This is a genomic window from Pseudomonas shiyinii (assembly GCF_056725765.1).
The window spans coordinates 1,135,467-1,157,162 of record NZ_CM161522.1; the positions used below are offsets into that span (position 1 = coordinate 1,135,467).

At 63.8% G+C, this 21,696-nt stretch carries 22 protein-coding genes and 1 tRNA gene; 10 read left to right on the forward strand and 13 right to left on the reverse strand.

What is annotated here, in order from left to right:
- Nucleotides 1-22: 22 nt before the first annotated feature.
- The 5 genes from ACXHGZ_RS05365 to ACXHGZ_RS05385 all read left to right on the forward strand — a co-directional run bounded on the left by ACXHGZ_RS05365 (nucleotide 23) and on the right by ACXHGZ_RS05385 (nucleotide 4,741).
- Nucleotides 23-214 (forward strand): PLDc N-terminal domain-containing protein, encoded by a 192-nt coding sequence (locus tag ACXHGZ_RS05365; RefSeq protein ID WP_084854964.1) that lies wholly within the window; start codon nucleotides 23-25, stop codon nucleotides 212-214.
- Nucleotides 215-520: 306 nt separating this feature from the next.
- Nucleotides 521-2,596 (forward strand): LTA synthase family protein, encoded by a 2,076-nt coding sequence (locus ACXHGZ_RS05370; protein ID WP_480462761.1) that lies wholly within the window; start codon nucleotides 521-523, stop codon nucleotides 2,594-2,596.
- A 248-nt stretch (nucleotides 2,597-2,844) separates the two neighbouring features.
- Entirely contained in the window at nucleotides 2,845-3,807 is a 963-nt protein-coding gene (locus tag ACXHGZ_RS05375) for an IS110 family transposase (RefSeq protein WP_480459995.1), read from the forward strand.
- Nucleotides 3,808-3,990: 183 nt separating this feature from the next.
- The gene (locus ACXHGZ_RS05380; protein WP_480462763.1) at nucleotides 3,991-4,227 is read left to right on the forward strand and encodes a hypothetical protein; all 237 of its coding nucleotides are present in this window, start codon (nucleotides 3,991-3,993) and stop codon (nucleotides 4,225-4,227) included.
- 181 nt (nucleotides 4,228-4,408) lie between these two features.
- Complete coding sequence (locus tag ACXHGZ_RS05385; RefSeq protein ID WP_224458350.1) at nucleotides 4,409-4,741, forward strand: ribonuclease E inhibitor RraB; 333 nt, start codon at nucleotides 4,409-4,411, stop codon at nucleotides 4,739-4,741.
- A 134-nt stretch (nucleotides 4,742-4,875) separates the two neighbouring features.
- Here the strand turns inward: ACXHGZ_RS05385 and ACXHGZ_RS05390 are convergent, their stop codons facing one another.
- Nucleotides 4,876-5,676 (reverse strand): cytochrome c, encoded by an 801-nt coding sequence (locus ACXHGZ_RS05390; protein WP_480462764.1) that lies wholly within the window; start codon nucleotides 5,674-5,676, stop codon nucleotides 4,876-4,878.
- Between the two features lie 529 nt (nucleotides 5,677-6,205).
- On the opposite strand from ACXHGZ_RS05390, the gene ACXHGZ_RS05395 reads away from it, so the two are divergent.
- Complete coding sequence (locus ACXHGZ_RS05395; protein ID WP_416767716.1) at nucleotides 6,206-6,940, forward strand: amidotransferase; 735 nt, start codon at nucleotides 6,206-6,208, stop codon at nucleotides 6,938-6,940.
- A gap of 120 nt (nucleotides 6,941-7,060) precedes the next feature.
- Here the strand turns inward: ACXHGZ_RS05395 and ACXHGZ_RS05400 are convergent, their stop codons facing one another.
- The 3 genes from ACXHGZ_RS05400 to ACXHGZ_RS05410 all read right to left on the reverse strand — a co-directional run bounded on the left by ACXHGZ_RS05400 (nucleotide 7,061) and on the right by ACXHGZ_RS05410 (nucleotide 9,793).
- Entirely contained in the window at nucleotides 7,061-8,032 is a 972-nt protein-coding gene (locus tag ACXHGZ_RS05400) for a magnesium and cobalt transport protein CorA (protein WP_084854971.1), read from the reverse strand.
- Nucleotides 8,033-8,210: 178 nt separating this feature from the next.
- Entirely contained in the window at nucleotides 8,211-8,930 is a 720-nt protein-coding gene (locus ACXHGZ_RS05405) for a lysophospholipid acyltransferase family protein (RefSeq protein WP_480462766.1), read from the reverse strand.
- Nucleotides 8,931-9,103: 173 nt separating this feature from the next.
- Nucleotides 9,104-9,793, reverse strand: a complete 690-nt coding sequence (locus ACXHGZ_RS05410; RefSeq protein ID WP_084854973.1) for a crotonase/enoyl-CoA hydratase family protein — start codon at nucleotides 9,791-9,793, stop codon at nucleotides 9,104-9,106.
- A 289-nt stretch (nucleotides 9,794-10,082) separates the two neighbouring features.
- Between ACXHGZ_RS05410 and ACXHGZ_RS05415 the strand changes: the two genes are divergently transcribed.
- Nucleotides 10,083-10,172 (forward strand) — tRNA-Ser (locus ACXHGZ_RS05415).
- A 136-nt stretch (nucleotides 10,173-10,308) separates the two neighbouring features.
- Here the strand turns inward: ACXHGZ_RS05415 and ACXHGZ_RS05420 are convergent.
- The 4 genes from ACXHGZ_RS05420 to ACXHGZ_RS05435 form a co-directional block, all read right to left on the reverse strand.
- Complete coding sequence (locus ACXHGZ_RS05420) at nucleotides 10,309-12,444, reverse strand: TonB-dependent siderophore receptor (protein ID WP_480462768.1); 2,136 nt, start codon at nucleotides 12,442-12,444, stop codon at nucleotides 10,309-10,311.
- A 132-nt stretch (nucleotides 12,445-12,576) separates the two neighbouring features.
- On the reverse strand, nucleotides 12,577-12,954 hold the full coding sequence (locus ACXHGZ_RS05425) for a hypothetical protein (RefSeq protein WP_480462770.1): 378 nt from the start codon (nucleotides 12,952-12,954) through the stop codon (nucleotides 12,577-12,579).
- 130 nt (nucleotides 12,955-13,084) lie between these two features.
- Nucleotides 13,085-14,272, reverse strand: a complete 1,188-nt coding sequence (locus ACXHGZ_RS05430; protein WP_480462771.1) for an MFS transporter — start codon at nucleotides 14,270-14,272, stop codon at nucleotides 13,085-13,087.
- Between the two features lie 216 nt (nucleotides 14,273-14,488).
- Complete coding sequence (locus ACXHGZ_RS05435; protein ID WP_480462773.1) at nucleotides 14,489-15,238, reverse strand: 3-oxoacyl-ACP reductase family protein; 750 nt, start codon at nucleotides 15,236-15,238, stop codon at nucleotides 14,489-14,491.
- 117 nt (nucleotides 15,239-15,355) lie between these two features.
- Here ACXHGZ_RS05435 and ACXHGZ_RS05440 point away from each other — a divergent pair, with 117 nt between their 5' ends.
- Nucleotides 15,356-16,294 (forward strand): LysR family transcriptional regulator, encoded by a 939-nt coding sequence (locus ACXHGZ_RS05440; protein WP_084855140.1) that lies wholly within the window; start codon nucleotides 15,356-15,358, stop codon nucleotides 16,292-16,294.
- Nucleotides 16,295-16,610: 316 nt separating this feature from the next.
- Here the strand turns inward: ACXHGZ_RS05440 and ACXHGZ_RS05445 are convergent, their stop codons facing one another.
- Nucleotides 16,611-17,093 (reverse strand): GreA/GreB family elongation factor, encoded by a 483-nt coding sequence (locus ACXHGZ_RS05445; protein WP_480462774.1) that lies wholly within the window; start codon nucleotides 17,091-17,093, stop codon nucleotides 16,611-16,613.
- 2 nt (nucleotides 17,094-17,095) lie between these two features.
- Nucleotides 17,096-17,476 (reverse strand): hypothetical protein, encoded by a 381-nt coding sequence (locus ACXHGZ_RS05450; RefSeq protein ID WP_480462776.1) that lies wholly within the window; start codon nucleotides 17,474-17,476, stop codon nucleotides 17,096-17,098.
- A 131-nt stretch (nucleotides 17,477-17,607) separates the two neighbouring features.
- On the opposite strand from ACXHGZ_RS05450, the gene earP reads away from it, so the two are divergent.
- Together earP and efp are read left to right on the forward strand one after the other, a co-directional pair.
- A complete protein-coding gene (gene earP, locus ACXHGZ_RS05455) occupies nucleotides 17,608-18,741 on the forward strand; it encodes an elongation factor P maturation arginine rhamnosyltransferase EarP (protein WP_480462777.1) in 1,134 nt (377 codons plus the stop codon).
- 48 nt (nucleotides 18,742-18,789) lie between these two features.
- Entirely contained in the window at nucleotides 18,790-19,359 is a 570-nt protein-coding gene (efp, locus tag ACXHGZ_RS05460) for an elongation factor P (protein WP_480462778.1), read from the forward strand.
- A 304-nt stretch (nucleotides 19,360-19,663) separates the two neighbouring features.
- Here the strand turns inward: efp and ACXHGZ_RS05465 are convergent, their stop codons facing one another.
- The 3 genes from ACXHGZ_RS05465 to ACXHGZ_RS05475 all read right to left on the reverse strand — a co-directional run bounded on the left by ACXHGZ_RS05465 (nucleotide 19,664) and on the right by ACXHGZ_RS05475 (nucleotide 21,688).
- Entirely contained in the window at nucleotides 19,664-20,092 is a 429-nt protein-coding gene (locus ACXHGZ_RS05465) for an organic hydroperoxide resistance protein (protein ID WP_480462779.1), read from the reverse strand.
- Between the two features lie 128 nt (nucleotides 20,093-20,220).
- Nucleotides 20,221-20,676: a MarR family winged helix-turn-helix transcriptional regulator gene (locus ACXHGZ_RS05470; RefSeq protein WP_084854980.1), complete on the reverse strand. Its 456-nt coding sequence runs from the start codon at nucleotides 20,674-20,676 to the stop codon at nucleotides 20,221-20,223.
- A 58-nt stretch (nucleotides 20,677-20,734) separates the two neighbouring features.
- Nucleotides 20,735-21,688 (reverse strand): LysR family transcriptional regulator, encoded by a 954-nt coding sequence (locus ACXHGZ_RS05475; protein WP_480462780.1) that lies wholly within the window; start codon nucleotides 21,686-21,688, stop codon nucleotides 20,735-20,737.
- Nucleotides 21,689-21,696 lie beyond the last annotated feature (8 nt).

Consider the following 21,696-nt stretch of genomic DNA (forward strand, 5'->3'; position numbering starts at 1 on the left):
CACCTTTGGCAGGAGCGTGCGCATGGGGTCCACATTCAATGGCCTGGTCGGGCTGATCATCCTGGCGCTGGATATCTGGGCGATTCTTCATGTGCTCAAGAGCGGGGCCGAGGTTGGCATCAAGATCCTCTGGGTGTTGCTGATCGCCTTGCTGCCGGTGATCGGGCTGATCATCTGGGCCATCGCCGGGCCGCGGGGCAACCTGCGGTTCTGATAGCCGATGTAGGCGGCAACGGTCCGCATTGGCTGTTCCGGCCCAATCGCCGGCAAGCCGGCTCCCACAGGTTCGGCGGTGTGTTTCGAAACAGCACAGGACAGGTGGGAGCCGGCTTGCCGGCGATTGGGCCGTTACAGGCAGCACACAACCCGCCCCGTGACAAAATTTTCACACTGGATTATCGAAAATCCGCGCCGCACAATGCTGCGTTGGCCCAATTGCCGTGCTGGATGGCCGGGCCCTTCAGGTAGCAGGGCGTCTTCGCCTTTTCCGCAAACCCGCAATCCTAGGATCCCCCCATTCATGGCTAACACGGATGCCTTGAAGCAACGGGCCGTGCCGGCTTCGTTCGCGCCGACCCTCAAATCGCACCTCGCCTACACGCTGCTCAGCGCTCTGGTGATCATGCTGATGCTCAGCCTGGTCCGCCTGGCACTGCTGGTCTACAACAGCGACATGATCGGCGACACGCCATACGCCACCGTCGCCGAAGGCTTCCTCAACGGCCTGCGCTTCGACCTGCGCGTGGTGGTGTACATCAGCATCCCGCTGCTGCTGGCGCTGCTCAGCCCCTGGGCCATGGCCCGGCGCGGCTTCTTCCGCCTGTGGCTGACCCTGGCCTCGAGCCTGGTGATGTTCCTCGGCCTGATGGAACTGGACTTCTACCGCGAGTTCCACCAGCGCCTGAACGGCCTGGTGTTCCAGTACATCAAGGAAGACCCCAAGACCGTCATGAGCATGCTCTGGTACGGCTTCCCGGTGGTGCGCTACCTGCTGGCCTGGCTGTTCGGCACCTGGTTGCTGAGCCTGCTGTTCAAGGGCATCGACCGCCTGACCCGCGGCACCGGCAGCACCACTGCAGCCGGCTCGCGCAGCGTCGCGCCCTGGTACCAGCGCGTGGCGGTGTTCATGGTGATCCTGTTGGTGGCCGTGGTCGCCGCCCGTGGCACCCTGCGCCAGGGCCCGCCGATGCGTTGGGGCGACGCCTTCACCACCGACTCCAACTTCGTCAACCAGCTTGGCCTGAACGGCACCCTGACCCTGATCGACGCCGCCAAGAGCCGTTTCGGCGAAGACCGCGCCAATATCTGGAAGCCCGTGCTCGAACAGGGCGTGGCCACCCAGAGCGTGCGTGACCTGCTGCTGACCCCCAACGACACCCTGGTCGACGCCGACGAAGCCGCCATCCGCCGCGACTTCGTGCCAGCGGCCGACCGCACCCTGCCGGTCAAGAACGTGGTGGTGATCCTCATGGAGAGCTTCGCCGGCCATTCGGTGGGCGCCCTGGGCAGCCCCAACAACATCACCCCGTATTTCGACAAGCTGGCCAAGGAGGGGCTGCTGTTCGACCACTTCTTCTCCAACGGCACCCATACCCACCAGGGCATGTTCGCCACCATGGCCTGCTTCCCCAACCTGCCGGGCTTCGAATACCTGATGCAGACCCCGGAGGGCGGCCACAAGCTGTCTGGCCTGCCGGCATTGCTCAGTGGCCGTGACTACGACGACGTGTACGTCTACAACGGCGATTTCGCCTGGGACAACCAGTCCGGTTTCTTCGGCAACCAGGGCATGACCACCTTCATCGGCCGTAACGACTTCGTCAACCCGGTGTTCTCCGACCCGACCTGGGGCGTGTCCGACCAGGACATGTTCGACCGCGGCAACGAAGAATTGGCCAAGCACGACGGCAAGAAGCCGATCTACGCATTGCTGCAGACGCTGTCCAACCACACGCCGTACGCGCTGCCCAAGGACCTGCCGGTGGAGAAGGTGACCGGCCAGGGCCGCCTGGACGAACACCTGACCGCCATGCGCTACTCCGACTGGGCCCTGGGCCAGTTCTTCGAGAAGGCGCGCAAGGAGCCGTACTTCAAGGACACCCTGTTCGTGATCGTCGGCGACCACGGTTTCGGCAACCACCAGCAGGTCACCGAGCTGGACCTGGGCCGCTTCAACGTACCGTTGCTGCTGATCGCCCCCGGCATCCAGGAGAAGTTCGGTGCGGTCAACCACACCGTGGGCACCCAGGTCGACATCGTGCCGACCATCATGGGCCGCCTGGGTGGCCAGACCCGTCACCAGTGCTGGGGCCGCGACCTGCTCAACCTGCCTGAGGGTGACCAGGGCGTGGGCATCATCAAGCCGTCGGGCAGCGAGCAGATCGTCGGGATCGTGCAGGGCGATCGTATCCTGATCGAGTCCAAGGACATGACCCCGCGCCTGTATCGCTACCAGCTGGGCCGCGAGTTCAAGGCCGAGCTGATCGAGAGCCCGGAGCAGCCTGCGTTGCTGAAGAACCTCGAGGCCTATATCCAGACGGCGACCAAGAGCCTGCTGGACAATACCGCGGGCGTGGTTCACGGCACACCGAAGTAAGCGCAAGCGGGCCGCAAGGCGGCCCCATCGCCGGCAAGCCGGCTTGTATGGTGATACTTGAAGGGGTGGTGGGACGAAAAAGCCGATTCTGACTGTTAGCCGCAGTACAGACCGTGGGAGACATCGCCCCACCCCTTCACCAAAGCGCCGATAAAGAATGCATCGTTTGCAAGCGACGATAGAAGCAAGCCAGCGCCTCTTGGTGAAAACCCCTCCAAGCAGAAAAACCATACGTGGGAGTGTGGCCAATGGCAATGCAGGTAAGCCAATTCATCATTGGTGTGGATGTGGCCAAAGTCGAATTGGTTGTCCATTTCGAAGACCGTGATGAACAGTCCTCGCTGAAAAATACCAAACCCGAAATCAAGAAATGGCTGGGACAACAACCCGCCAATACCGCTATCTGCGTCGAAGCAACGAATACCTACCATCTCGACCTGGTGGAGATGGCTTATGAAAAAGGCTTTGAAGTCTACGTGGTCGATGGCTTCCAGCTCAGTAACTATCGAAAGAGCGTCGGTGGTCGGGTGAAGACGGACGCCTCTGACGCTTATCTACTCTCTCGCTATCTTTCCCGCGAAGGCAGTGGACTACGTCCTTGGAGCCCACCTCCAGCCGTCTACGGCAAGCTCCAGAGCCTTCTGCGTCGCCGCGCCTCGCTGGTCTCGGCACGCACCGCCTTGACGCAAAGCTGGTCCAATGAGAGAAGCCTTGAGACCGTGTTCAAATCCTTTGCCAAGAGCATGGAGAAACTCGATGTACTGCTTCAGAAAAAGCTCAAGGAGTTGGTACGCGAAGCAGGATTAAGCGAGCAGGTCGCCCGTTGCCAAAAGATAGAAGGCATCGGATTTTTGACCGCTGTGGGGTTGGTGACAGCGTTTATCCGGGGGGATTTCAAGAATGGTGATTCATTCATCGCTTTCTTGGGCATGGACTTGCAAATCTCTGACTCCGGGCAAAAAACTGGCCGTCGGCGGCTCACCAAACGGGGTTGTTCTGAGATACGACGCCTTTTGCACAATGCGGCCATGTCAGCTAGTCGATCAGCGGTCTGGAAAGACGTTTATGCACACCATAGGGGCAAGGGTAAGGCCACTACTGAGGCCCTGGTGATCTTGGCCAGAAAGCTCGCCAGAGTCGCATTCGCCCTACTGAAGAGCCAGGGCGAATACGTCACCAGAACAGCTAAAAATGCTTGCCCACAACCATAGAATCTCCCACCACTACTGCGCGGTCTCTGAAAACAGTGCAGGGCAGGTAGGAGCCGGCTTGCCGGCGATAGGGCCGATCCTGCCAACCACTCCCGCCAACCCTGCGGACTGAACAAATCCCCCAGCCCACGGTCAAGGTTACAGGCAGCACATCCTGGTTTCTTTGATTGAGAGGGCGATTCAATGAAAGAGTGGGAAGTCACCTTCGTCGACCAGAACGGCGTACAGAACTCACTGCTGTACAACGGCGAGCACTGCCCCAGCGACGAGGAGGCCGCACGGCTGATCCGTTCGCACCTGTTCCCGGTGATCGATGAGCTGGACCTGAACGACTTCCAGGACCGCAGTCCTTCTCCCACGGTACGCTGGCTCAAGGAACAGAGCGGCGTGTCCATCACCGGCATCAACCCATTGTCCTGAGCGGCTGCGCTGGCGTCGGTGGCCAGCAGGCACTACGCTCAGACGAGGCCTGGGTCTTTTCTGCGGACCTTGGTCGGTTTCATTCGCGTCTCGCATCAGCTCGATCTGCCGGGCACCTCTTGGTGCCAGCAGGTGCGTTGTGCACGGAAAGTCTATCCATTGCATTGCAGGAGGACGTTTCATGAGCAGCCAGAACGACGATATCAGCAGCAGTGTCCTTCGCCAGATGAAAGATGGCGGTTTCGATTTCACCCGTATCCACCCGATCGAGTTCTACGCAGTGTTCCCCGACGAGGCAGGCGCCCGGCGGGCGGCCCGGCAATTTCGTGGAGAGTCCGTCAGTGCGCAGGTCTGCGAACTGGACGACGGCGCCTGGCACCTGGAACTGAGCAAGGTGATGTACGCCACCTACCGAGGAATCGGTGCCTTCGAAGAGACGTTCGAGCAACTGGTCTCGCCGTTTGGCGGCGAGGTGGAAGGCTGGGGCGTCAAGCAAGAGCGCCCGGTGGCCTGACCGCCTCGCGGCTCCTTGTGGGAGATTACCCAGCCCTTTGGGCTGCGCTGTCGCGTAGAGAACAAGCGGCCAATGCTCCCACAGGATGCCGCAAATCAAATGGTCATGCGTTGTTCTATGAGAGAGGCGGGGCCTCAGGGCTTGCGCTTGGCCATATGCGCCAGGTAGGCGACCAGGTCGTCCAGCTCCTGGTCGTTCAGCACGCTGGGCGCAAACCCCGGCATCCGCGCCTGGGGCCACTGCCGCAGGCTTTGCGGGTCGCGGATATAGCGCCGCAGGAAGCCGGCCTGGAAATACTCGGTTGGGTTGTAGGGCACGTTCAGGTCCGGGCCGAACTGCGCGTCACCCGCGCCGTTGAGCCGGTGGCAGGCCAGGCAGTTCTGCTGGAACAGGGCGAAGCCGTGGCGCACTGGATCGTCCGCCGGCAGGCCAGGGTCGGGCAGCAGGGCAGGGAAGCGCGCCTGCACCGGAGCCAGGCGGCGGATCGTGGCGATCTGGAACGGCCACTGTTCGGGGCGGATGCCGCTGGCCTGGGGGTTGGTCCATACCAGGTAAAAAGGCCCGGCGCTCGGCTTGCCGTCGCCCAGGGCCGGCCAGGGCTTGGCCGGGTCTTCCACGGCCAGCCACGCCCGCGCCGGGCCGTTCTGCAGCAAGGGCCCGGCGGGCATCTCGGCGGCGAAGCCATCCAGGGCAACGGCTTGCAAATGCTCGTTTGCAGTGACGCCTGCGAGCAGCACGTTCAACGGCACGGCGCGGTAGTGCATCGGGCGCTTGTAGGATACGTCCTGGTCGATGCGGATATCCCGCGCCTGCGGGTGGGCCAGCAGCTCATCGCTTTGCCACTGGCGCGGGCGTTCGCCGAGTTCCAGGTGCAATTGCGCCGCCGACAGCGGCAGGCAGAACAGGAGTGTCAGCAGGGCGAGGCAGCGACGCATGGGCAATCTCCAACCGGTCAGGGGTGGCAGATTACCTGTGTGGTGCCTGCAATGGCCACGGCTGCTTTCATCCGAACAAGCGTGTCAGGTTCGGCAGGATGAGCAGCAAGGTCGTGGCGAAGAGAATGAGCCCAGCTTGGCGTACTTTTGGTTGTTTGATCATGGCGGACCGCCTTCTTGTTGTTATTCCTGAATAGCCCTTGGCTTCCTTGTCTCGCTTCGGGTCGATCGCGACGGCGTACGCGGTACGCCGGTCCTGCATGCCTCTTTTTTCTGGATATACAACCAACAGTAGGGGGTACGTCATCCCTGTTTCAGAACCCTTTGTTCTATTGGTTTTTCCATTGATTCACTTCGCTTATGAGGCCATGTGCCAGCTCGCTGGCAAGCTCTGGCTAGACAGCTGCGCTCCCTGGGCCGAACCGCTTGAAATTCGTGACCGTTCGTCAGAGTTTCCTACTTGCTTGTACTGGGCTTTCGCGTCAGTCTCTACAGCAAATTCCCACACACGTCGTTCAGGACTATCCCTATGTCGTTACGCATCTGCATCCTGGAAACCGATGTCCTGCGACCGGAGCTGACCGCGCAGTACCAGGGCTACGGAAGGATGTTCGAGCAGCTGTTCTCGCGTCAGCCCATCGCCGCCGAGTTTCGCGTGTACAACGTGATGAACGGCGAGTACCCGCCTGAAGGGGAAACCTTCGATGCCTACCTGGTGACCGGCAGCAAGGCCGACTCGTTCGGTTCGGACCCCTGGATCCAGACGCTCAAGGCGTACCTGCTCAAATTGTACGAACGTGGCGAGAAGTTGCTGGGCGTGTGTTTCGGCCACCAGGTGCTGGCGTTGGTGCTTGGCGGCAAGGCCGAGCGGGCTGAGCAGGGCTGGGGCTTGGGGATTCACCGCTACTCCCTGGCCGCCCATGCGCCCTGGATGGACCCGGAGGTCTCCGAGCTGACCCTGCTGATCAGCCATCAGGACCAGGTGACCGAACTGCCGGAAGGCGCCACGGTGATCGCCTCGAGCGATTTCTGCCCCAACGCGGCCTACCACATCCGTGATCAAGTGCTGTGCTTCCAGGGGCACCCTGAGTTCGTCCACGACTATTCCCGCGCCCTGCTCGATGCCCGTCAGGAGGTGTTGGGGGATGAAGTGTACCAGCGGGCCATCGCCAGCCTGTCGCAGGAGCACCAGGGGGATCTGGTGGGCAAGTGGATGCTGCGCTTCATCGGGCACTCGGGCAAGGCCAGCGAACACGCGGCGTAAGTGCCTGGCTGTCAGGGCCCAATCGCCGGCAAGCCGGCTCCCACAGGTTCAGCGGTGTCTATAACAGCAGCGCAGGACAGGTGGAGCCGGCTTGCCGGCGATTGGGCTGCCTAGCAGCCCCTACAGCCAGCCCGACCGCTTGAAACTGGCATACAACGCCGTGCAGCCCACCCCGATCAGCCCCAGCACCCCGAAATATCCATAGTGCCACCCCAGCTCCGGCATGTTCTCGAAGTTCATCCCATAGATCCCGGCAATGGCCGTGGGAAATGCCAGGATCGCCGCCCAGGCCGCGAACTTGCGCTGCACGATACTCTGCCGCGAGGCTTCGAGCAGCATGCCGATCTCGATGGTCTGGCTGGCGATGTCACGGATGCTGGACAGGTCTTCCATCTGCCGCGTGACATGGATCTGCACGTCGCGAAAATACGGGCGCATGTTCTTGTCGATGAACGGGAAGCTCAGGCGCTGCAGTTCCTCGCTGACCTCCACCATGGGGGCGACGTAGCGGCGTAGGCGCAGGATGTCGCGGCGCAGGCTGTGCAGGCGCTGGATGTCCTCCTCGCGCAGCGAATTGCTGAGCACGCTCTGTTCGAGTTCCTCGATCTCGCCGTGGATGGCCTCGCTGACCGGCTGGTAGTTCTCGGTGACGAAGTCGAGCAGGGCATAGAGCACGAAGTCCTCGCCATGCTCGAGCAGGAGCGGGCGCGCTTCGCAGCGCTGGCGCACCAAGGCGTAGGATTTGGAGTGGCCGTTGCGGCAGGTGATGATGTAGCCGGCTCCGGCGAAGATGTGCGTTTCGATGAATTCCAGCTTGCCTTCATGGCGCACCGGCGAATAGGTGACGATGAACAACGCATCGCCGAAGGTCTCGAGCTTCGGCCGGCTGTGCTTTTCCAGCGCGTCCTCGATGGCCAGTTCGTGCAGGCCGAACTGGCGCTGCAGGTTGGCCAGCTCCTCGGCATTGGGTTCTTCCAGGCCGATCCAGACGAAGTGCCCGGGTTTGCGCGCCCATTCGCTGCCTTCGTCGATGCTGATGTTGGTGACCTTCCTGCCGGCGCTGTACACCGCCGACGCCACGACTCGCCCCATGGTTACCCGCTTCTTCGGTTGAACACCCGCTACAGCTTGGGCTGTGTAGGGCCATAGAGCAACTTTTGCCGCGCCGGGGCCATTGCGGGACAAGCCCGCTCCCACAGGGATGCATCCTCCTACAGGTGCACAGGCTGTGTGGGAGCGGGCTTGCCCCGCGATGGCCCCGGCGCGGTCCTCAGCCGTTCGCCAACTCGCCTTCCATCCGGTCGATGCACTGCTGCATCTGCGTACGGCATTGCTCGACCAGCGCCGGCAGGTCCTGCTGGCTCATGCCCGCCGTGGCGATGGGCGGCAGCGAGCGGACGATCACCGTGCGCTGGCGCCAGCTGTTCAGGCCCAGGCGCCGGGTATAGCGGCTGACGCATACCGGCACGATTGGCACCCCGGCTTCGACGGCCATGTGAAACGCGCCTTTCTTGAACGCCAGCAACTGCTCGCCCGGGTTGCGGGTGCCTTCGGGGAAGATCCAGATCGACGTGTCGTCGCGCAGGATGCGCGTGGTCACCTGCATGGCCTTGCGCGCCTGGTAGGCGTTCTTGCGGTCCACCAGCACGTTGCCGCCGAGCCAGAACAGCTGGCCGAACAACGGGATCCAGCCCAGGCTCTTCTTGCCGATGGCGACCGTGCGCCGGGGCACCACCTGGCCGAGGATGAACAGGTCGAAGTTGGACTGGTGGTTGGCGACGATGACACAGCCAGGCGGCTGGTCCCACAGCGGGCCGACCTCGGCCTTGACCTTGATGCGCATCAGCCAGGCGGCAGGCAGGCTGTAGAGGCGGGCGAAAACGCGGCTGTTGTCGGGGTTGAACGGGCGGCACAGGCCGATGAGCAGGCCTGCCACGCCGACGAACAGGAAATGCAGCGCCAGAAGGAGCATGCGAAGCATATAGAGCATGATACGACTCACACCAGACAGTCGCCGCGCAGTGTACGGCTGTGCACTGTCTGGGGCAAACCTTGGGTGAGGCAGGCAGACGGTGTTGGCTTCATCGCCGGCAAGCCGGCTCCCACCTGCCCTGCGCTGCCGTACCTGTGGGAGCCGGCTTGCCGGCGATAGAAGGCTGCGACTCAGCCCAGGTGCTGCTGGTCCCGGGCGATGGCGTCGTCCAGGGCATCGAGCAGGCCCTTGCGCACCTTGAGCTTGGTGTTCTTGTGCGCCAGCATGTTCAGCTTCTTCAATTCGCGCGCCGCTGCCAGCGCCGCTTCCTGCAGTTGTTCAGCCGGCACCACCTTGTCGAGAAAGCCGGCGTCCACCGCGGCATGGGGGTCGAACACTTCGGCATTGATCACCGAACGGTGGAAGGCCGAACGCCGCAGGCGGTCACGTGCCAGCTCGATCCCGGCATGGTGCATGGTCATGCCGATCTGCACTTCGTTCAGGCAGATCTTGTAGGGGCCTTCGACGCCGATGCGGTAGTCGGCCGACAGCAGCAGGAAGGCACCCTTGGCCACGGCGTTGCCTGGGCAGGCGACGATCACCGGGAAGGGGTGGCTGAGCAGGCGACGGGCCAGGGTGGAGCCGGCGGTGACCAGGCTGACCGCCTCCTTGGGGCCCGAGGTCATGACCTTGAGGTCGTAGCCGCCGGAGAGGATGCCCGGCTGGCCGGTGATGATCACCACGGCGCGCTCGTCCACGGCGCGATCCAGGGCGGCGTTGAAGGCGGCGATGACGTCCGGCGAGATGGCGTTGACCTTGCCGTTGTTCAAGGTCAGGGTGGCGATGCCGTCTTCGGCGTGGTAGGTAATCAGCTCGCTCATGGCAGGGTCCTTTGGATAACGTGGCGATGACGTTACCCAGCGCTGCGGCCCAGGTAAAGCGGCAAGGCTGACTGGCCGGTCAGCGTCTGCGCCGCGCACCTTGCCCTGTCGGGGCACAGCCGCAAGAGCATGCAAAAGCACAGGGCAGATTGGCAGCATTGCCCTGGCAGCCCCTGTTTTTTGGCCGGCAGGCTTAAGCACATGAAAATTCTGAAAAAAATGCTTGCCAAAGGAAAAGGCTTCTACTAAATTAGCGCGCCTCGACAGGCTGAACTGCTTGAAGAGATCCGGTGAAGTGTCCGAGTGGTCGAAGGAGCACGCCTGGAAAGTGTGTATACGAGAAATCGTATCAAGGGTTCAAATCCCTTCTTCACCGCCACATTCCACAAGAAGCCCCCGCGCTGAGAAGCTCGGGGGCTTTTTGTTTTCCCCGGGTTTTTTCGGGGCGCTGTGCGGCCCATCATGGGCAAGCCCGCTCCTGCAGGCGGGGGCTGCTAGGCAGCCCCACACATCCGTTAGAAATTCACCGAAGCCGACAGCCGCGCCGTCCGGGGCGCGCCCTGGAACAGGTAGTTGTCACCCAGGTAGTCACCGACGTCCCGCCAGTAGCGCTTGTCGAAGACGTTGTCTACCGTCAGCCGCCACACGGTGTCGTACCCACCGATACGCGTGCGGTACCGGCTGCCGACATCGAACACGGTATAGCCGCCTACCTCCACATTGCCCGCCGAGCTTGCGTACTTACTGGCGCTGTAGCGCACCCCGCCAAGTAGCGCCAGGCCAGGCACAGGCAGGCTGTAGTCGGCCTGCAGCGCGGCGCGCAGGCGCGGTACGTTGATGGCCTGGTGGCCCTCGTAGGCGTCGGTGCCGCTGTTGTGCACCCGCGCGCGGATGGCCGCGGCGCTGGCTTGCAGTTGCAGGCGCGAGGTCACCCAGCCGCTGGCGCCCAGCTCCAGGCCGGTGTTCTTCTGCTGGCCTTGTTGCACGTAGGTGAAATTGCCGCCCTCCGGGCGTGCGTACTGGTAGGCCTGGCGGATCTGGAACAGCGCGGCGCTGAAGCTCATGCCTTGCCAGTCGTGCTTGATGCCCAGTTCCAGCTGGCGGGACAGGGTAGGGGCGAGGATTTCAGCTGCATTGGTGGCGAACCACGGCGCAGTACCACCAGCGGACAGACCTTTCGAATAACTGGCGTACAGGGTGGTGTCCGGCTGTGGTTTGTAGATCAGCGCGGCGTTGGGCAGCAACTGGTATTGCTGGGTATGGCGGTCGGCAACGCCGTTCTCGTCCCAGGTCTTTTCGTCCAGGCGCACTTCGCGGGCGCCGATGACGGTCTGCCAGTGCTCGTTGAAGGTGATCCTATCGCTGATGAACAGGCCGTACTGGCGGCTGTCGAGGCGACGTTCGCTGGAGCCGACAGGCGCGGTGGCCGGTGGCACGGCAGGAACATCCTCATTGATGTTGCCGTTGCCGACGTCAATGTTGTAGTAAGGGCGCTGGTCGAGGGTGCGACGCTGTGCACTGGTACCGACAGTCAATTCATGTCCCACGCCCATAGCGTCGAAGCGGCCATTGAGCATGGCCTGTGCTTCGTCGATGCGTCGGGTGTCGTCCGGGCTGCGGAAGTCGTAGATGTCGTAGTCGCCTTCGGGGCTGAAATGCGGAACCCAGCCATCCTCGCTGCCCCATGCAAATGAGCTGTAGTCATCGATCACCACCTTGCTGCGCGACGCACTGAGGGTCCCGCTCCAGGCGTCACTGAAACGATACTCGAACTTCCCGCCCAGGTTCAGCGAGTCGTTCTGCACCGGCTTGGCCCAGCGCTGGTAGGCCAGGTGGTCGTCGGGGTCGACGCCATGGGGCACTTCGGTGCCACCGAGCAACTGATAGCCGGGCACTGAATACTGCTCGCGATGCTGGTATTCGACATCCAGCTGCAAGGTGGCATCGGGGTTGATCTGCCAGTCGAAGGCCAGGGAGGCGAAGTCGCGCTTGCCGTCGGCGTGGTCGACGTAGGAGCGGATGTCCTCGTGGGCCAGGTTGGCACGCAGGCCGAACTGCCGCTCGCTGCCGAACCAGCCACCCAGGTCGGTGGCCAGGTAACGCTCGCCTTGTTCGTTGCTCGACACACTGATGCTGCGCACGTCCTCGGGGCGCTTGGTCACGTAGTTGATCAACCCGCCAGGCTCCGACACGCCGCTTTGCAGGCCCGACAAGCCCTTGAGCAGCTCGACCTGCTGCTTGTTTTCCAGGGCCACGTTCTGTTCGCCGGCAATGGTCTGGCCGTTGATCCGGTAGCTGCTGGCGGCATTGAGCTCGAAGCCGCGCACATTGAAGTTCTCGTAGTAGCCGACCGGGGCGTAGCTTTCGCCAACCGAAGCGTCGCTTTGCAGCACCTCGCTGAGCATGCGCACCTGGCGGTCTTCGAGCAGCTGGCGGCTGAACACGCTCACCGAAGCGGGGGTATCGAGCAGCGGCGCGGTTTGGAACCCGCCCACCTGGGCCTCCCTTGCCTGGTAGCCCTCGTCTTCCTTTACCTGCGTCACGTGCAGCGGGGCCAGGGTGACGCTGTCGTCGGCCAGGCCCTGGGCGCTGTGCAGGGCAAGGCCCAGGCCAAGCAGGCCGAGGGGCAGGCGGGGGCGAAGCGGGGTCATGCGGGCTCCTTGAAAGCGGGCGTGCCGAGGTGGTAGGCGGGCAAAAGGGCGCCATGGTAGCAGGCACGAAGGCGCCAGGCGCCTGCATTTCACAGGCGCCTGGCGACTGAAACGATTGGGCGGGAGGAAGATTCAGCTGGCCGGCATTTTTTGCCGTTTGCGCCAGGAATCGTCGAGCTTCGACCAGGTCTTGCCGTCGGTAACGGCCATCAGCTTGCGCCCGTCCTTGAAGGTGGCCAGGAAGGTGGCTTGCTCTTCCTTGCCGCCGAGCCAGAGCCCTGCGAGCAGACCGACCGGCCCAGCCACGAGGGCGCCGGCCACGCCCCAGCCCAGGGCGCCGCTGAGGCTGCGGCTGGCCTCCAGACTGGCGAGCCGAAGGTCCTGGATGCGCGTGAGCGAAATGCGCTCGCCGGGGGAAGGGCTGCGCGCGGTCCTGAGCGTGAGCGATCCATTGCGGTACTCGCCTTCACCTTGCAAGAAATCGCCGGATTGCACCGTGAGCCTTGTCATCGTGTCGTCCTGTCCGGGAAAGGGCTGTGCCCCGCGCTTTAATGAGCGCTGTGCCAGCCGACAAGTCAACGGCCAGGCGACATGCGGCCGGCGCGCGCCCTGTGGGAGCGGGCTGCAGCAGCTTGCGCGTTCAAGCGGCTTGCATCGCCCCCTTGCGCCGACGTTCGGCCATCATCCATACCACCAGCGCCACGGCCCCGATGACCAGGCCCGCTGTCACGATCCCCATCCAGCCCTGGCGCTGGAATAACTGGGTCCCCAGCAGCGACCCCAGCGCTCCGCCGATGAAGTAGCAGGTGATATACCCCGCGTTGAGCCGAGTGCGCGCTTCCGGGCGCAGCGCGATCACCGCGTTCTGGTTGCTCACATGGATCAGCTGCACCGCCAGGTCCAGCAACAGTACCCCGGCCAGCAGCGCCATTAGCGAGCTTTGGGCGAAGCCCAGCGGCACCCAGGACAGCAGCAGCGCCACCAGCCCGACCGTGGTGCCCAGCGAGCCCTGGCCTCGGTCGGCCAGGCGCCCGGCCCAGTTGGCCGACAATGCACCTGCGGCCCCGGCCAGGCCGAACAGGCCGATCACGGCATCGGAGTAGTGATAGGGCTCATTGGCCAGGAGGAACGCCAGCGGGGTCCAGAACAGGGCGAACAGGCTGAATGCCAGCAACCCCAGCAGCGAGCGCAGGCGCAGCACCGGCTCCTCGGCGAACAGGCGGAACACCGAGCCGATCAGCGCTGGGTACTTCAGCCCGGCATGGGTGTGGTGTTGCGGCAGGCTGCGGTACAGGGCGATGGCGGTCAATGCCATCAGGACTGCGGCCAATACGTAGATGCTGCGCCAGCCACCGAGTTCGGCCATGAAGCCAGCGGCGGTACGGGCCAGGAGAATGCCCAGCAGCAACCCGCTCATCAATGTCCCGACCGCACGGCCGCGTTGGTCAGGGGCGCTGAGGGTGGCGGCCATGGGCACCAGCACCTGCGCGACCACGGAAAACAGCCCGGTCAGCGCCGTGCCCAGCAGCAGCCAAGGCAGGCTGGGCGCACAGGCGCTGATCACCAGGCCAAGGGTGGCGATGGCCACCATGCAGATGATCAGCCGGCGCTGCTCGAACATATCGCCCAGCGGTGCCAGCAGGAGCAGGCCGGCACCGTAGCTCAGCTGCGCGGCGATGACGATGGTCCCGGCGCTGGCGGTGTCCAGGCCGAATTGCTCGGCAATGCTGTGCAGCAGCGGTTGGGCGTAGTAGTTGCTGGCCACGGCCAGGCCGGTGGCAGTGGCCATCAGCAGGATCAGGGCGCGGCTCAGGGCAGGGGCATTCATCGTGGTTCTCATGGCAGGCGAAAGTGAAGCAGTATCAGGAAATGTCCGCCCAGGCGCTATCCCTTGTAGGAGCGGCCTTGTGCCGCGATCGGGCGCGAAGCGGCCGCGAAATCAGCCAATCGGGTCTCTCGATCCACCGCGGTTGCTGATTTACGGCCGCTTCGCGCCCGATCGCGGCACAAGGCCGCTCCTACAGGGGCCAGGCAACGAATGGGCTTAGGCGGCGAACCCGCCATCGGCCGTGAGGCTTGCCCCGGTGATGTAGCCCGCTTCAGGCCCGGCCAGGTAGGCCACGAAACTGGCGATCTCCTCGGCCTGGCCATAGCGCCCGATGGCCATGAGCGGGATGAGGCTGTCGGCGAAGTCGCCGGAGGCCGGGTTCATGTCGGTGTCCACCGGCCCGGGTTGCACGTTGTTGACGGTGATGCCCCGTGGCCCGAGGTCGCGGGCCATGCCGCGGGTCAGGCCGACCAGCGCCGACTTGCTCATGGCATAAGGCGCGCCACCGGCGAAAGGCATGCGCTCGGCGTTGGTGCTGCCGATGGTGATGATCCGCCCACCTTGGCCCATGTGCCGGGCAGCGGCCTGGCTGGCGACGAATACGCTGCGCACGTTCACCGCCAGCAGGCGGTCGAAGTCGGCCAGGTCGAACTCGGTCACCGGGGCCACGGCGAGCACTCCGGCATTGTTGACCAGGATATCGAGGCGGCCGAAGGCCTCCACGACCGATTCCACTGCCTGTTGCACAGCAGTGGCATCGGCGCTGTCGGCGCGCAGGGCCAGGGCATGGCCGCCCTGGGTATTGATCTCGTTCGCCAGGGCCTCGGCTGGGCCGGTGGAGCTGACATAGGTGAAGGCGACCTTGGCGCCTTCCTTGGCCAGGCGCCGCACGATGGCGGCGCCGATACCGCGGGAGCCGCCCTGGACCAGGGCGACCTTACCGTCGAGGTTGAATGCGTTGGACATGCTGATCTCCTGCGTGAAGCAAGGCCGAATGCCTTGGATGAGCGCAGTATCGACCCTGGATTACCTGCTGATAAGATGGCAATCGCGATCAGCAGAGTAAACCTTGGGTTGATGATCATGGCCATGGAATCCTTCAGCACCCTCGAGTGCTTCATTCGCAGCGCCGAGGTCGGCAGCTTCGCCGAAGCGGCCCGCCGCCTGCACCTGACCCCGGCCGCGGTGGGCAAGAACGTCGCCCAGCTGGAGGCGCGCCTGGGTGTGCGCCTGTTCCAGCGCAGCACCCGCAAGCTGACCCTCACCGAAGCGGGCCAGCGTTTCCTGGAAGAGGTGAGCGACAGTTTCCGCACAATCCAGTACGCCATGGCCAACCTCGCCAGCGCCGAAGGCCAGCCGGCCGGCGCCTTGCGGGTGAGCATGGGCACGGTGTTCGGGCGGCTGTACGTGTTGCCCTTGCTTGGCGAGTTTCTGCAGCGCTACCCGGCGATCATCCCCGACTGGCATTTCGACAACCGCCAGGTGGACCTGATCGGCCAGGGGTTCGACGCCGCCATCGGCGGTGGTTTCGAGCTGCCGCCCGGGGTGGTGGCGCGCAAGCTGACCCCGGCGCACCGGGTGTTGGTGGCCGCGCCCGGCTATGTCCAGCGCCATGGGCCGATCGACCAGCCGGAGGCCTTGCCGCGGCACGCCGGCATCCTGATCCGCTCCCCGCAGACCGGCCGCGTGCGCTCCTGGCCACTGACCAGTCGCTGGCAGGAGCAACGGCCGTTGCAGTTGCAGCAGGCCATGACCATGAGCGACTCCGACGCTGCCTGTGTGGTGGCCGAGCAGGGCTTGGGCATCGCCCTGGTCAGCCTGCCGTTCGCGGTGCCGTACCTGGTGGCTGGGCGGTTGCAGCGCGTGCTGCCGGACTGGTACGTGGACGATGGGCATATCAGCCTGTACTACGCCGAGCACAAGCTGTTGCCGGGCAAGACCCGGGCGTTCATCGATTTCGTGGTGCAGCGGTTCGCCGAGCAGGGGTTGGCGACGCGGTTCAATGCGCTGGAAGTGCTGTAGAGCGGCGCTGGGCCCATCGCGGGGCAAGCCCTCCTAGAACAACACATAAGCCATTGATTCAGTGGGGGCTGTGGGAGATTCTATGGTGCTAAACAAGCCAGCCGTGCAAATACGGCCCAGGCTCCGCGTGCTTGGTGGGAGCTGGCGGAGCCTGCGATGGGCCGCAAAGCGGCCCCTTGAGTCTGGAGGGGCTCCACCGTTTGAGGGCTTGGGGCTGCTTTGCAGCCCATCGCAGGCTGTCGCCAGCTCCCACCAAGATTGCGCCGCGCTCAAAATTTGCGAAATCCCTGCGGGCTTGTCCCGCGATAAGGCCGCTTCAGGTGACCTGGGTCACCACTGATACTTGTTCGGCGCCGGCCACCGTCAGGCTCACTTCGTCATCGACCTTCTTGCCCAGCAACTGCTGCCCCAATGGTGAACGCGCTGTGATGACGGTCACCAATTGCTCACCTTCGCCGATCTTCAACCCGGCTGCCTCGGGCCCGAGGAACAGCAAGCGCGGGTGCCCTTGGTCATCCTCCAGGGTCACCAGGTTGCTGACCTGGATGCCGCGAACCGGGTCGTAGTCGCGCAGTAGCAACTGCTGGTACGCCAGCAGCGCCTGGCGGATCTCCGCCGTGCGCCGGGCCTGCCCGGTGGCCAGGTACGAGGCTTCGAGGCTCAGGGTGTCATACTTGTTCTCGGCGATGTTCTCTTCGGCGGTGGCGGCCTCGTAGGCGGCCTGGGCCGCACGGCGCAGCACCTCGACATCATGCTCGAGGGTCTGGACGATGCGCGAGAGCAGGGTGGTCTTGTCCATGGTCAATAGCAGAATTCCAGTACGTTGGCCTGGCTCTTGTCGGTCGGTGCGGTGCGGTTCTGTTGCAGCCAGAACTGGCACTTGGGGTTGTTCAGGTTGCGCGGGCTGCCCTGGGCGGCTTCGACGGCCTGGCGAGCCTCCTGCTGCTGGAGGATCACCTTGTAGCGCTCGAACATCTCAGCCTGGGCGTCGGCGGGTGCTGCTGGTTGGCTGGCGGTCGGTTCCATGGCCTGGATCACCGGCTGCACCTGCCCCGGCCACCAGCGCCAGGCCAGCCACAGGCTCAGGGCGATGGCCACGGCGCCGAGCCACAGGCCGAGCGCCACGCAGAGGATCAACTGCACGGGCTTGAGGGTAACCTTCAATTCGCGACGACGTGGCATGGCGGCCTCCTGGCTGGGTGGTTCATGCCGGGCATTGTCGCACGGCGGCAAGGGTTTTTTCCCGCCGATGCTTTCGCCTCGAGGCATTTATCCGCAAAATCCGCGGTTTCGCGCAAGGCAAGGGAGTGGGTATGAAATCCACCTGGGACATCTTCTGCACAGTCGTCGACAACTACGGCGACATCGGCGTGACCTGGCGCCTGGCCCGCCAACTGGTGGCCGAGCAGGGGCTGGCGGTACGCCTGTGGGTGGACGACCTGGAGGCCTTCGTGCGCCTATGCCCAGCAGCCGATGCCGGCGCCGCGCAGCAGTGGCAGGCCGGCGTCGATGTGCGGCACTGGCCGGGCCAATGGCAACCGGTGGCGCCTGGCGATGTGGTGATCGGTGCCTTTGGTTGCCGGTTGCCGGCCGATTACATCGAGGCCCTGCGCCTGCGGGCCACGCCTGCATTGTGGCTGAACCTCGAGTACCTGAGCGCCGAGGATTGGGTCGAGGGCTGCCATGGCCTGGCCTCACCCCAGGCCAATGGGCTGCGCACCCTGTTCTTCTTCCCGGGCTTCACCGACAAGACCGGCGGCCTGCTGCGCGAGGGTACGTTGCTGGCCCGGCGCGAGGCCTTCGAGGCGGACCCGGCCGCACGCACAGCATTCCTCGGCAGCCTGGGCGTGCAGGTGGAGGCGGGCGCGCGGCTGCTCTCGCTGTTCGCCTACGAAAACGCGCAACTGGGTAATTGGCTCGATGCCTTGGCCGACGATGGCCAGCCCAGCCATTTGCTGGTGCCCGAGGGGCGCATCCTGGCCGACGTGCGCCAATGGCTGGGCGAGCCCGGCCTGGGGGTGGGCGATGTGCGGCGCAAAGGCGCGCTGACCGTGCAGATCCTGCCATTCGTCAGTCAGGACGATTATGATCGCCTGCTCTGGGCCTGCGACTTCAATGCGGTACGTGGCGAGGACTCCTTCGTGCGCGCCCAGTGGGCCGGCAAGCCGCTGTTGTGGCACATCTACGTGCAGGACGAGAACGCCCATTGGGAAAAACTCGAGGCGTTCCTCAAGCTTTATCGCCAAGGGCTGTCAGAAAAAGCGGGAGATGCGCTGGTCGAGCTCTGGCGCGCCTGGAACATGGATCGTGACATGGGCGCGGCCTGGCGCGGGGTGCTCCGGCACTGGCCGCAGCTGCAGGCACATGCCCGCCAATGGAGCGCTGCTCAGGCCGCTCGGCCGGACCTTGCCACGACGCTGGTACAGTTTTACCGAAATTGGCTATGATACGCGGCCTCGATTTTTATAAATCCATCCAGATTCGGATACTTCGTAATGAAAACTGGTAAAGAACTGAAACCCGGTACCGTACTGCGGATCGACAACGACCCGTGGCTGGTACAGAAAGCCGAATTCACCAAGTCCGGTCGCAACAGCGCGATCATGAAGACCAAGCTGAAGAACCTGCTGACCGGCTACAAGACCGAAACCGTCTACTTCGCCGACGACAAGCTGGACGACGTGATCCTCGATCGCAAGGAAGTCACCCTGTCCTTCATCAGCGGTGATGCCTACACCTTCATGGACACCACCGACTACACCATGTACGAACTGAACGCCGAAGACATCGACGCCGTTCTGCCGTACATCGAAGAAGGCATGCAGGACGTCTGCGCCCTGACCATGTACGAAGAGAAAGTGGTTTCGGTCGAACTGCCGACCACCATCAGCCGCCAGGTCGTCTACACCGAGAACGCCGCGCGTGGCGACACCTCGGGCAAGGTCATGAAGCCGGCCAAGCTGGCCAACGGCACCGAAATCCAGGTTGCCGACTTCATCGAGATCGACGAGATGATCGACATCGACACTCGCGACGGCAGCTTCAAGGGCCGTTCCAAGAAGTAATCCTTCTTGCGATCGCAAAAAACCCGGCCTTGGCCGGGTTTTTTTATGGCGCGCTATCCGATGCTGCCAATCGCCGGCAAGCCGGCTCCACTACGCTGTATCTGTGTGCTGGCGGAGCCTGCGATGGGCCGCAAAGCGGCCCCTTGAATCTGGAGAGGCTCCAGCGTTTGAGGGCTTGGGGCTGCTTTGCAGCCCATCGCAGGCTGTCGCCAGCTCCCACTGAGATTGCGCTGTTTTCAAGACTTGCGAAATCTCTGTGGGAGCCGGCTTGCCGGCGATTGGGACGCAACGCGTCCCCATACGATCAAACCGTCACATGCAACCGCACATCCACATTGTTACGCGTGGCATTGGAGTAAGGGCAGACATGGTGCGCCTTCTCCACCAGTGCTTCGGCATCGGCCTGGGCCAACCCCGGCAGGTTGATGTGCAGGTCGATATCCAGGCCGAACCCGCCCGGGATCTGCCCGATGCCTACCTTGGCGGTGATGGAGCTGTCGGCAGGCAGTTGCTGCTTAGCCTGGCCCGCCACGAACTTCAAGGCGCCGATGAAGCAGGCCGAATAACCGGCTGCGAACATCTGCTCGGGGTTGGTTCCGTCGCCGCCAGCGCCGCCCAGCTCCTTGGGCGTGCTCAGCTTGACCTCGAGCTTGCCGTCGCTGGAGCGGGATTTGCCATCGCGTCCGCCCGTGGAGGTTGCTTCGGCGATGTACAGGGGAGTGACCTTTTGCATCTTGAGCCTCGCTTGTGTGCTGTGCGCCGTGGCGCTGGATGGGTACGGGAATTAAATTAGCGCTCAATTATTTGGCGCGCAAGATAAATTTCATGCCGTTCATCGTTCGGCGTTCCACAGCATAGCGTTCAGAGGCTTTTTTGCAGGCTGGCGCGCAGTTCCAGCAAGTCCGCCTGCAGCTGCTGCAAGCGTTCGACACTGCGCCCGCTGGCTTGCAGGATGCACGGCGGCACGCGCCTGGCCTCGTCCTGCAGGGCGCGCCCCTTGTCGGTCAACTCCACCAGTACCACCCGCTCATCCTCGCGGCTGCGGGTGCGCTTGAGCAGCCCTTCGCTTTCCAGGCGCTTGAGCAACGGCGTCAGCGAGCCGGGGTCGGTGAGCAGGCGCTGGCTGATCTCGCCCACGGTCAGGCCGTCCTGTTCCCAGAGCACGAGCATGGCCAGGTACTGCGGATAAGTCAGGCCCAGGGCCTGCAACAGCGGTTTGTAGACCTTGGTCATCAGCAACGAGGTGGAGTGCAGGGCGAAGCAGACCTGGTTGTCCAGCAGCAGCTCGTCGCAAGGGGCATTGATGTCGGCGTTCATGCAGGTCCTTGAATGAAGTCAGGGTGAAAATCTAGCACGCTGATGGTTGGCGCGCTCACTACCTGCGCAGCCCACTGCGCAGGGCCAGGTCCCAGGGTGGTAGCGGACTGAAACGGCTCTTGAGGAATTCGAGCAACAAGCGACTGCGAGAGTTCGTTTCATGTTCCAGGCGTAGTGCATAGATGCCACTGCTTTCCGGTGGCGGCAGGCCGTTTTCGCAGAACAGCGGCAGCAGTTCGCCGCGCAGCAGGTGGTCGCTGACCAGCCAAGTGGGCAGGTGAGCGATGCCCAGGCCGGCGAGGGCGCCGAACAGCAGGGTTTCGGCATTGTTGGCGACCATGCGCATGCGTGCCGGGCGATACAGGCCGGTTTGGCCATCGACCGTGAAGCGCCAGGCGAAGGGTGGCGCCAGGCCGTCCCAGTCCAGGCCATGGTGCTCCGGCAGCTCGCTCGGACAGGCCGGCACGCCGTGGCTGGCCAGGTAGGTGGGGCTGGCGCAGGCGATGCGCACCATGTAGGCCAGCGGCGTGGCCACCAGGCGGGTGTCGGCCAAGGGGCCGGCGCGCAGCACCAGGTCGACCTCGCCTAAATGGCTGCCATGCAGGTCGACGAAACTGTCGATCAGGCGCAGCTGTACGTCCAGGCCTGGGTATGCCACCAGAAAATCCGCGATGGCCGGGGCCAGGTGGCGTCGGCCGAAGGCGGCAGGGGCATCGATGCGGATCAACCCTTCCGGCGCGCTGCTCAACGACACAGCCTCGGCCCGTGCCAGGCGCAGTTCTTCGATGATGCGTCGGGCCCGCTCAGCGAAAGCCTTGCCGGCTGGTGTGGCACGCACGGCATGGGTGCTGCGGGCGAACAGGCGGCTGCCTATGGCGTGTTCCAGATTGTCGATACGGCGGGCTACCGCCGAAGGCGTCAATGGGTGGCGGCGCGCCGCGGCAGAGAAACTGCCGGTTTCCAGCACATCGAGAAACAGGCTCAGTTGTTCGGTCAGGGTATCGGGGCTCATGGCACACA